Annotated in this window: 5 protein-coding genes; 1 reads left to right on the forward strand and 4 read right to left on the reverse strand. The window is 38.5% G+C overall.

The features are described 5' to 3' along the window. Positions 1-111: 111 nt before the first annotated feature. Genes N7931_RS09150 through N7931_RS09160 form a run of 3 tightly spaced genes read right to left on the reverse strand, consistent with a single transcriptional unit; the run spans position 112 to position 5,812 of the window. Positions 112-3,204, reverse strand: a complete 3,093-nt coding sequence (locus N7931_RS09150) for an efflux RND transporter permease subunit (protein ID WP_262793554.1) — start codon at positions 3,202-3,204, stop codon at positions 112-114. After that, complete coding sequence (locus N7931_RS09155) at positions 3,201-4,415, reverse strand: efflux RND transporter periplasmic adaptor subunit (protein ID WP_262793556.1); 1,215 nt, start codon at positions 4,413-4,415, stop codon at positions 3,201-3,203. The genes N7931_RS09150 and N7931_RS09155 overlap by 4 nt, the downstream gene beginning before the upstream one ends. A gap of 2 nt (positions 4,416-4,417) precedes the next feature. Further along, positions 4,418-5,812: an efflux transporter outer membrane subunit gene (locus tag N7931_RS09160; protein WP_262793557.1), complete on the reverse strand. Its 1,395-nt coding sequence runs from the start codon at positions 5,810-5,812 to the stop codon at positions 4,418-4,420. Between the two features lie 370 nt (positions 5,813-6,182). Between N7931_RS09160 and nhaD the strand changes: the two genes are divergently transcribed. Further along, on the forward strand, positions 6,183-7,637 hold the full coding sequence (nhaD, locus tag N7931_RS09165) for a sodium:proton antiporter NhaD (protein ID WP_262793558.1): 1,455 nt from the start codon (positions 6,183-6,185) through the stop codon (positions 7,635-7,637). A gap of 665 nt (positions 7,638-8,302) precedes the next feature. Here nhaD and N7931_RS09170 read toward each other — a convergent pair. Continuing rightward, positions 8,303-10,215 (reverse strand): FimV/HubP family polar landmark protein (locus N7931_RS09170; RefSeq protein ID WP_316250572.1); only part of this gene is annotated, 1,913 nt, incomplete at its 5' end.

The following is a 10,215-nucleotide window of genomic DNA, read 5'->3' on the forward strand; positions in this document are numbered from 1 at the left end:
GTGTAATTTGAATTTTTGAACAAATAAAAAAGCCTGAAATAAGATATTTCAGGCTTGAACATTAAAGATAGAAAAACATTCTGTTTTCGAATAATTTTAAGCCGATATAGTCTAAATAGCACGCCACCAGTTTCTAACCTGATACGCCATTAAATAATTAACGGGCACTAATAACAGAGTCACAAAAGTAGCAAATATAATCCCGAAACCTAATGACACGGCCATTGGAATTAGGAATTGTGCCTGTGTCGATTTTTCAAATAATAAAGGCATTAAACCGATAAAAGTGGTTAATGAAGTCAGCATAACCGGTCTAAAACGAGCTGCCCCTGCGGTTAATACCGCATCTTTCACACTCATGCCTTCATCTCGCTTTTTGCCAATATAATCCACTAAAACCAAAGAGTCGTTAACCACTACCCCAAGCAGTGCTAATAAACCCCAAATACTCATTATGGTTAAATCCATTCCCATTAACCAATGGCCACCCATCGCACCGATAATCCCAAACGGAATAATCGACATCACAATTAACGGAATAGTATAAGAGCGAAGCGGAATGGCTAATAAAGCATAAATCGCAAAAAATACACCAGCTAATCCCCAGTATAACGAGTTAAAGGACTCTTCCTGCTCTCTGGCTTCCCCATCCATCATATAAGTAACACTTGGATACTGAGCAATTAACTCATCTAAAAACTGGCGTAGATCTTGAGTTAATACTGTCACATTGGTTTGCTCTTTATCTAAATCGGCAATAACCGTTAATACCCGATTACCATTAATCCGGTAAATAGAGGTTGGACTTTTACCCGGCACAAAACGCGCCACCTGAGATAAAGGAACTTGTTTACCCTCGTCTGTATTAATCAGCATATTATTCAGGTTAGCAATTGAGTTACGCTCACTTCGCGGAAAACGCACCATAACCCTAACATCGTCACGACCACGCTGAATACGCTGAGCCTGCACACCATAAAAGGCTTGTCTCACCTGATTAATAACTTGTGAACGGGTAATCCCCAATAAATAAGCTTCGGGTTTTAGTTCAATCTGAATTTCTTCTTTACCGTTTGCCATCGAGTCATTGATGTCAAATACGGTTGGATAAGTTGCTAACCGCTCTTTAACTAACTCACCTACTTTGTTTAACTGAGCAAAATCATTGCCTCTGAGCTGAATATTAATTGGATCACTCGAACGACCAATCTCAGAGCGGAATGTGACTTCTTCAGCACCCGGAATTTCACCTACTTTATCGCGCCATGCTCGGGAAAGTTCCTGACTAGAAATTGGAAAATGAAGCTCTTCGGGCGGTGTAATCTCAAATCTAACCTGCCCTCTAGCTGCATCGCCTCCGCGACCAGTTTGCGATAAAATATGTAAAATGACACTCTCGTTAGTAACGGGGTCAATGTATTCTTTTTGTAGCTCTCTGGCAGCTTGAGTGATCCGCTCAATATGATAATCGGTCACTTCAAACGGCGTACCATTGGGCATAGTCACACTCACTTCAACCGTTTCACCCGGAATCCGTGGGAAAAAGATAAACTTAGTATGACCAACCATAATGGCAGCAATAATGATCCCCAAAATACCACTAAAACAAACTAAAGTGCTGCGCTTATTACGTAAACTCAACTCTAAAACCGGTTTGTAATATTTTAAAATTGCAACCTCAAAGCCAGTTGCAAACTTTTGCTGAAGTTGCTGTAGTTTGTTTTGAGTGGCAGGATCCTGATTTTGACGAACCTTCAAATACTTTAAATGCGCCGGTAATACAAATTTGGATTCGATAAGTGAAAATAATAAAACCGGAATAACAACGGCTGGGATTTGTGCAAAAATAGCGCCGCGATTACCTTCAATAAATAATAATGGTGTAAAGGCCGCAACCGTAGTTAATACACCAAAGGTCACTGGTGTTGCGACTTCTTTAGTCCCAACAATTGCAGCTTGCAAACCGTTTTCGGCATTTTCCAGATGTTTATAAACATTCTCCCCGGTGACAATTGCATCGTCCACCACTATCCCGAGTACCACAATAAAACCAAATAAACTGATAATATTTAAGGTGACACCAAATAATGATAACACCATAAATGAACCTAAAAAGCTCACCGGAATCCCGATAAATACCCAAAAAGCGACCGCCGGACGTAAAAATAACCCCAGTAAAATTAGTACCAGAATACCACCCTGAATGGCATTTGTGGTTAACGTAGAAATACGTTTTTTAACCACAACTGAGTCATCACTCCAATAACCTAAATGAATACCATCCGGCAATTTAGTTTGCTGAGTTTGAATATAATCTTTTACTTTTTGTGCAACCTCAATCGCACTTTGGTTACCAATACGATAAACCGATAAAGTAGCGGCTATTTCACCGTCAAAACGGGTGCGGATTGCGGTTTCTTCAAAGCCGTCATAAATTTGGGCAATATCACCTAAAGTTAAAACCGTACCATCCGAATGTGTTTTTAAAACAATGCGCTCAAACTCATCCTGACGATACGCCTGCCCTTTTGAGCGAATTAAAACATCACCGCCATCGGTTTTAATATTACCGGCAGATAAATCAATTGAACTTTGCTGAATTGCATTCGATACATCAGATAAGGTTAAGTCATATTCACGTAAGGTATCTTGCGGCAGTTCAATCGCAATTTCATAATTACGTACACCGGCCACTTCAACCTGAGTAATTCCGTCAACTCTTAACAAATCATCACGAACTTTTTCGGCTAGCTGACGAATTTCTTTTTCGCTCACATCACCGGAAACCGTGACATCAATAACATCCCGCTTCCACATAGCCAACGCAATAATTGGCCGCTCGGCTTCACCCGGTAGCGTATTAATCGCATCTACCCGATTTTTAACATCATCCAAAATTTCTCTTGGATCATAACCTTGTTCAACCTCAACAGTGACACCGGCACTCCCCTCTGTTGAACGGCTGCGGAGCTCTTTTACCCCTTCTAAATCCATTAATGCTTCTTCGATTCGAGTCGCTACCGATAATTCAGCATCTTCTGGGGTTGAGCCTCTTAATGTGACATTAACGCTGATCGTATCAGCTTCAAAGGTTGGAAATACTTCTAACGGAATTTTGGCAATTAAATGATATGCACCAGAAGCTATAATGCAGATCATTAATAAATTAGCAGCAACATGATTTCGGGCAAACCAAGCTATCATTTGATTTCACCTCGGGTATTTTCTGCTGGCGCTGTAACTGCCGATTGCTCAGAAGCGGCCTGTTTTAATTTTACTCTAGTACCGGTCGAAACTTGACCAAGTGGCGTAGTGACTAATACATCACCATCTACCAAACCAGATTTAATTAAAGCGATTTTATTGTTTTGCCACATAATTGTAATATTGCGACGCTCTAAAGTACCCTCTTTAAGTACATAAACATAAGTCCCTTGATAGATGGTTTTATTGTCAATAATAATCACATCTTTTAAGGTTTTACCCTGTATTTTTGCAGTCACATACTGACCGATTTTTAACGGCATTTTACCGTAAGCTTTTTCACCATAAGGGTCGTCGATTCTGGCAACCACATGTAATTGACGGCTTTCTTCGTCAATTGAGCTGGCTGTTCTCACCAATTTACCCTGCCATGCTTCATTGTCAGCAAGCTGTGAAAAAATGCGAACCTGAGCATGCGCATCTTTACTCGCACCGCGATAATCTTCCGGTAAATTAACCAATGGGATTTCATTATTTTTTATTGGTAAGCTGACTTCAATCGCACTGGTTGAATAAATTTCGCCTAGTTGAGTGCCGTTTGAAATCACTTGCCCTAAATCAACTGAATTAGTTAACACACGACCCGCATAAGGTGCCGTTATTTTGGTTCTGGACAGGTTAATTTTGGCTTGTTTATAGTTTGCATTAGCTGATGCTAGTTTCGCTTTTGCAGCTGATAATTGCGGTTTGCGCAATACCAAATCTGGTGCATCGTCACCATTACCTAACCTTTGCCAGTCTTTTAATGCCTGATCCGCTTGCGCCTGTTCTTCGGCCAACGCTTGTTCTGCTTCAACTAAATTTGCATACGCAATATCTACTTCAGCCTGATAATCTACCGCTTCAATTTCGATTAATAACTCGCCTTTCTCAAAAAAGCCGCCACCACGCATAGACTCTGAAATAAACATAATTTTGCCGCCCACTTGAGACGTCAATTTAGTTTGAATTTGCGCTTCAACTAACCCATAAGTATCTATTTCAATTGGGTAATCTTGTGCGTTTAATTTAATCACATCAACTGAAATTTGAGCTTCTGGTGGCGTAAAATTTCGCTCTACCGTGGGTTTGCTGTAAAACATAAACCAAATTAAAATGGCAAATATAACAATTAAGATAAGTGTGATGTGTTTTTTGATTATTTTTAACATGATTAGTTTTCCTGCGTAGCGGTAGCTAAAGCTCTTTGCTCAATCGCAAAATCGCCGCCTAAAGCCTGATGAAGTGCAATTTGATTATTTATAATTTTACGTTTAATTTCAATTACTTGATTTTTTGCTGTAAACGCTGTTCGTTGAGTAGATAAATAATCAGAATAATCAGTTAACCCGCGTTTGTATTGCTCAAATGCTAACTCTTCGGCTAACACAGCATTTTCGCTTGAAATCAAACTGGATTTTAACTGACTCTCTAATGCTTTAAATTGATTAAGCCCGGTTTCAATTTCTTCAAGTGCGGTATAAACCGTTTGTAGGTAGCTTAATTCAGCCTGACTTAACTCTATTTTGGCTTGTTTTTCTAAAGCAGCTAATCGCCCCGCATCAAAAATTGGTTGGGTTAAACTAGCAGCTAATGACCAAGCAATGCCCTGACTAAACAAGTCCGAAAAGTTTGACTGGCGATCATTTACATCCGCTGTTAGTTGAAAGCTCGGAAACCTGTTTTTATGAGCAATAGCCAAATTAGCATTATTCATTAATACACTTAGCCAAGCAGCCTGCACATCTGGTCTGCCCATCACCAGTTCTGAAGGTAATCCTTGCAATAATTTAAAATCGACTTCCGGAAAAGTCTCGCCAGCCCATAAATCCTGCTTGGGATATTCACCCAATAATAAAGCTAACTGTCTGCTCTGTTCTGCAAAATTAGCTTGCTGTTCTGTTAAGTTAGATTTTTCATCTTCTAAGTTATTACGGGTTAAATAGACATCCAACGCCGTATTTAAACCGGCTCTATAACCGTTTTCGATAATATCCAAATTGCCCTGCACATTTTTCAGTTTTTGTTTTGACAGTTCTATTTGCTGATATATAGCTAACATTTGCAACCAAATATCACTAACTGAAGTGGCAAGTTCTAATTCAGCTTGCTTTAATTGGCTCACTGCATTTTGATAAGAATATTGAGCTGCTTTTTGTGCATCCGTCAATTTCCCCCAAATATCTAACTCATAGCTGGCCGACAAACCCGCTTGAAATTGATTACTGGGCACTTCATTCACTTCTTGAGAGCGAGTCGCACGTAAAGAAAAGTCTAATTCAGGCCAAAAAACGGCTCCGGCTCTGTCTAAATCCAAATGCGCTTTTTCAACATCTAAGCGTTTAATTTGAATCGACTGATTATGCTGCATAGCCTGCTGAATTAACTGGTTTAAACGTTCTGAATGCAGCCATTGCACCATAAGTGTGCCATTGGGTACCTCTGGAACGGAATTTTGCCAGCTTGGCGGGATCTCTAATTTTTGTTGAACATTGCCTTGATAATTCGATTGGCAGGCGGATAAACATACCGAAAAGGCAATCAATTTAATTTTTTGCTTAAAATTCATACAATTCATCATACTTATTGTGGCGTATCAAATAGTACCAAGCGACCTTAAATAATCCCATTAATTAAAGTCTAATTTACACAATCTTTACGCTGATAGAACAGTTCACTTTTGATTTTTTGTTTTGGTGCAATACGAGCATGCTTTTCCATTCAAAATAACTCAGTTATAAATTCATCTTGTTCAAAGCACACCGTAAAAACATATAAAAAACAAAATAATAACATTTATTTTTTAAACAATCATAGTTTAAAAAACCTACAGTTTTGTTGCATAAAAAAGTCAATTGGTCATACCTATTTGCCAAAACTTATGTTAAAGTTCGCGCTCCCAATTAGTGCAACTCCATCTGAGGTATTGATATAATATTATGCCCACACAATCGCGCAAATTCTTTGCCAAATCTGTAACTGTTTTACTCTCTTTATTCGCTTTATTTCTAACGCCTGCTGCTTTTGCTGCTGCAAATGTCGAAGGCAGAATTGACCTAACTGATCACTTTATCGGCTATTTTGCTGTCACTATGTTTATTGTGGCTTATGCATTAGTTATTGCTGAGGATTATCTGCATTTAAGAAAATCAAAACCTGTGCTGGTTTCTGCCGGTATTATTTGGTTTGCTTTAGGCTGGATTTATACTCAACACGATCTGCCTGAACTGGCTAAACAAGTATTTGAGCATAACCTGTTAGAATATGCCGAATTGTTATTATTCCTACTTGTATCAATGACTTACATTAATGCAATGGAAGAACGCCGAGTCTTTGACGGGATCCGTGTATGGATGATTTCAAAAGGGTTAAGTTTACGTAGTTTATTCTGGTTGACCGGTGTATTAGCCTTTGCTATTTCATCTTTTGCAAACAACTTAACAACCGCAATGTTAATGTGTGCAATTGTGTTAAAAGTGGCAAAGGGTAATAAAACCTTCATCAGTATTGCTTGTGTCAATATCGTTGTTGGCTCTAATGCTGGCGGTGCATTCAGCCCGTTTGGTGATATTACTACACTAATGGTATGGCAAGCAGGCTTAGTCCATTTTGAAGAATTTTTTGCTTTATTTATTCCGGCCTGTGTTAACTTTTTAGTACCAGCTGTGATTATGAGTTTATTTATTAGTAATGAACCAAGTAAAGTCATTAAAGAAGAGTTTGAACTTAAACGTGGTGCTAAACGCATTGTATTTTTATTCGTTTTAACCATTGTCACCTCGGTTATAGCCCATAGCTGGTTTGGTATGCCGCCAGTGTTAGGTATGATGACAGGTTTAGGTTATTTAAAATTCTTTGGTTTTTACCTGCGCCGCAGCTTACCACGTTCACTTGCCAAAAAGCGTACTGAAGCTGAAAAACGTAAAGATGAAAAAGCACTTAAACGTTTGGGTGAAGTGGTTCCGTTTGACGTATTTGATAAAATCGCCCAAGCCGAATGGGATACTTTATTATTCTTCTTTGGGGTAGTAATGAGTGTGGGTGGTTTAGGCTTTATCGGTTATTTATCACTGATTTCAGAAGCTATGTACACCAACTGGGATCCAACTTACGCCAATATTGCAGCCGGTGTATTATCCGCCATTGTTGATAACATTCCGGTAATGTTTGCAGTTATTAGTATGAATCCAGCAATGGGTGTTGATCAATGGCTATTAGTTACTATGACTGCTGGTGTTGGTGGTAGTTTATTATCTGTCGGTTCTGCTGCTGGTGTTGCTTTAATGGGCCAATCAAAAGGTGCGTATAATTTTATGAGCCATTTAAAATGGAGCTGGGCAATTGCCTTAGGTTACGCTGCTTCCATTGGGGTTCATTTATTAATTAACCACTAAGTATTTTTTTAAGCAAAATTAAAAATCCCGGCTTTGATTACCATCAAGCTGGGATTTTTTATCTTCTTGTCCCTTTTTGCCTATCTATTTAATTTTTGAATTATTTTTTACCTACTGTTTGTTATCTTCTACTATGCCTTTAATATCGCTTTACAGACTGAATGCTCTTTAGTCTTATGTATCATGATATACAACCAAGTCTGTATTAATAATACTAATACAACTACAACCATTCTTCACAGATAGAAGTCTGAAACATAACCAGTGTAAATTGGTTCCATACCTCTATGCTAGAACGATGACTGAAGAAACACCTTTAAAACTCATATTTGAGTTATGGGTGAAGTTTATTCGTATAAATATACTCAGTTTATTGTCCATAAATCTGATTGAGTATATCGGAAATTTTCCGGTATGGAGGATGAAAGATAACAGCTTTGTTCTGGTTAACTAATTATTATACTGGTTTGGTTTTTAGTAATATGTAAAGTAACCAGATAATCAAGATAAGATATCTCAACAAAAGACGAGGGAGAATCCCTATGATACTCAAGCGAAAATATCTAGGGTCTGTTAATCTTTTGAGTAAAATTTTACAGCAGTTTGTTTGGCGTTTAGGTTCTAACTAAACTTGTACATCAAACGTCAACAGCCCCTAGCAATGCTTAACTTTTAATTTGCTCTAATAAACTACTCGCTTCTTCTTTTTGGCTTTCATCACCATTGGCGATCACTTCTGCAAGCGCTTGTTCAGCTGATTCAATATCATCTATTTCAATGTACGCTCTTGCCAAATCAAGCTTAGCCTGAATGCCGCTAATGTCATCTTGATCAACATCAAAGCTAATTGAATCGGTTTTGTTGATATCATCATCTAAGTCGAATTTAATTTTACTTTGATCATAAGGCTCTGCATCCGAATGAGCATTTTCTAAATCGTCTAAAATATCATCAACTTCCAAGTAATCAGCTTTATCCGTTTGATCAGAATTAAAGGATTCTGTTGAATCAGCTAGCTCGGTTAATTCTGCGTCTTCGTGGCTTAATAGCTCATCAAGTTGTAATGTACTAACAGAATCCGGTAAGGATTCATTGGTAATGTCTTCTTTTAATGATAATTCACCTAATAAATCATCAAAGTTGGTATTTTCATACTCATCTAATGTTTGTAAATTAGGGTCATCACTTTCTATTTCAGGCATAGCTGCATTTGAACTAGGCTCTGTTTCAGTTGCAGCTTCGTCTTCAGCAAGTAGTTTATTAATATCAAAACCATCTAATGAATCATCATCCGCTACCGCTAGATTATCCTGAGGTTCAGGCTCAAAATCAGTGGCTAAGCTTTCATCCGTTAATTCTTGATCATCCAGCCAGTTATCCAGTTCATCATCTGCTGTTTGTTCAAACTCAACTTCATCAGCAATTGAATCAAACTCAGATAACTCGTTATCCAATTCAGGATCAAAACCTTGCTGGGCCAATTCATCAATATCAATTGCAGCTAATTCTTCATCCGATAAGTCAAACTCATCCAATTCATCAATAACCTCATCTGTCTGCTCTGCTACTAATTCATTTTTGTCAGAGTCAGCAGCAGCTTGCAATTCAGATTCAAGAGCATTTGTGTCAATAGCTTGTGTTTCAGCCCTTTGGCCTTGTTCATCCGTTTGATGATCAGTTTCATCAACAAGCTCATCATTGCCTTCATATAAACTGGATTCAACCTCAGGCTCTAATTCTGGTTCTGGTTCTGGTTCTGGTTCTGGTTCTGGTTCTGGTTCTGGTTCTGGTTCTGGTTCTGGTTCTGGTTCTGGTTCTGGTAGAACAGTCTCTAATTCAAAGTTAGATTGTGCTGCTTCTGCTTCGCGACTATCTTCTTGCTCTGTATTCTCAAGTGAATTAAGTAGATCATCTTCTGGCTGATTTTCAGTATTCTCAACTTCATCTAAAGTTAATGCTGAGTCATCACTATCTTGCTCAGAGTCTATTTCAGCTAAACTATCATCCAAGTCATTTGCACTGATTTCTGGCTTTGCAACCTCTTTATCATCGTCATTTTCTAAATCAAGATCATCCAACTCCGATTCGATTTCTTGATCTTGCGAGTCAATTTCAGATAAGTCATCATCCGCTAAACTGTCAAAATCATCAGGAAATTCCATTTCAGCAGAATCAGATAACGCTTCACTATCCGCTGCTTTTGACTTTAGTATATCTGGCGCTGAACCTTCATTTTCTAAAAGTTCAATATCTGCATTTTCACCTTCAAAATCGACATCCATTTCAGTATTGGTTGTGTCTATTTCAGCTGGTTCGTCAGCTTTTGACTCCGAGCTCTCCGCTTGAGTGCTCAAATCTGCTTCGATATCTGACTCAAACTCTACATCTAAACTCAATGGGTCATCTGCCGATTCTGTTTGTTCGGCTAATTCAGCTTGATCAACGTCTTCATCCATTTCTGAAACAGCGTCAGTTTGTGCATTATCAATTAATGCATCTATATCAAACTCGTCATCCTCTGCTGATTCAGCTTGCTCAACGTCTTCATCCGTTTCGACAACAGCGTCAGTTTGTGCAT

It is taken from the genome of Catenovulum sp. 2E275, assembly GCF_025515275.1.
Classification (GTDB): Bacteria; Pseudomonadota; Gammaproteobacteria; order Enterobacterales; family Alteromonadaceae; genus Catenovulum.

What these genes read in the sequence shown, in the direction of transcription:
- N7931_RS09150 (WP_262793554.1), bottom strand. Translation starts at nt 3,204, where the DNA reads ATGATAGCTTGGTTTGCCCGAAATCATGTTGCTGCTAATTTATTAATG.
- N7931_RS09155 (WP_262793556.1), bottom strand. Translation starts at nt 4,415, where the DNA reads ATGTTAAAAATAATCAAAAAACACATCACACTTATCTTAATTGTTATA.
- N7931_RS09160 (WP_262793557.1), bottom strand. Translation starts at nt 5,812, where the DNA reads ATGAATTTTAAGCAAAAAATTAAATTGATTGCCTTTTCGGTATGTTTA.
- nhaD (WP_262793558.1), top strand. Translation starts at nt 6,183, where the DNA reads ATGCCCACACAATCGCGCAAATTCTTTGCCAAATCTGTAACTGTTTTA.